The 1,218-nt window shown below is 33.1% G+C and carries 1 protein-coding gene; it reads right to left on the reverse strand.

Translation table 11 applies throughout. The features are described from left to right. Positions 1–142: 142 nt before the first annotated feature. Entirely contained in the window at positions 143–1,111 is a 969-nt protein-coding gene (locus EIY84_RS11745; RefSeq protein WP_124643395.1) for a PDDEXK nuclease domain-containing protein, read from the reverse strand. Positions 1,112–1,218: the final 107 nt, after the last annotated feature.

Here is a 1,218-nt window from a genome sequence, read left to right on the forward strand (position 1 = left end):
AACATTTTGGCAGCTTTGCGAGGGAGCGGACTATTAGTATAAATTTCCTTGCGAGGACTGCTTTTCAAATATACTAAAATATTTCAAACGTAGAACTCTCTCCGCTCTCTTGCAAAACTGCCCGTTATATGATGTGGCTATTTTAATCTTCAAATAATTGCTGTAATTTTTGTTGTAATAATTTCTTGTCAGGAAGTTGTGTTTCATATTGAGAAACCATAGTAGGAGAGAGACTACGACTAAGTGCATATTCTACAACTTCGCTATCTTTATCTTTGCACAGTAGTATTCCAATGCTTGGATTTTCGTTTTGACGTTTCACATCTCTGTCTAATGCTTCTAAATAAAAATTAAGTTGCCCTAGATGTTCAGGCTTGAATTTGTCTGCTTTTAGTTCAAATGCGACTAAACATTGCAATCCACGATGATAAAATAGGAGGTCGATATAGAAGTCAGAGTTTCCAACTTGTACTTTGTATTCTTCTCCTATAAATAAAAAGTCTCGACCAAGCTCCAGAATGAAATTTTTCATTTGATTAATCAAACCTTTCTGTAGATCAGTTTCATTATGAGTTTCAGGAAGATTCAGAAAGTCAAAAACATAACTATCCTTAAATGTATTTGATAGATTATTTGAAGTTTCTCTCAGCGATGTTGAGAGTTTTGAATTCCCAATCATTGTTCGCTCAAAAAGACTGCTTGAAATCTGTCTTTCTAATTCACGTGAGGTGTAATTTTCGTTTTTGGTTAACTTTATATAGAATTCTTGTTCTTCAATAGTTTTACATCTTGAGAAAATAGTCAGATTATGAGTCCAACTAATTTCTCTCAGCAGTGATGAGAGTTTTGGAAAGTCTTTGTAGGTTTCATAAAATTGTTTCATTCTCCAAAGATTTTTGTCTGAAAAACCTTTAAGTTCGGGTTCTGTCGATTGGATAAAATCAGCTAATTCTTTGACAATGGACTTCCCCCATTCGCTTTGCTCTACCTTTAGACTGATATGTTCTCCGATGTTCCAATATAAATTAATCAACTCCGAATTAACAGCTTTAATAGCATTAGCTCGAGATTTTTTAATAATTTGAATGATGTCAGAAAATCTATTGTCCATTTTGTCTTTATTGCGTTGATTGCCCACAAATTTACAAAATATTTAGTCAGTTTCGATTTTGGTAGTTGTTTTATAGATGAAGAGTTTTCAAGCCATATCATATAACG

The sequence above is a fragment of the Amniculibacterium aquaticum genome (genome assembly GCF_003852705.1).
Taxonomy (GTDB): Bacteria; Bacteroidota; Bacteroidia; order Flavobacteriales; family Weeksellaceae; genus Amniculibacterium; species Amniculibacterium aquaticum.

Excerpts from the sequence above, each read along its gene's own strand:
- EIY84_RS11745 (WP_124643395.1), bottom strand. The coding sequence starts at position 1,111 with ATGGACAATAGATTTTCTGACATCATTCAAATTATTAAAAAATCTCGA.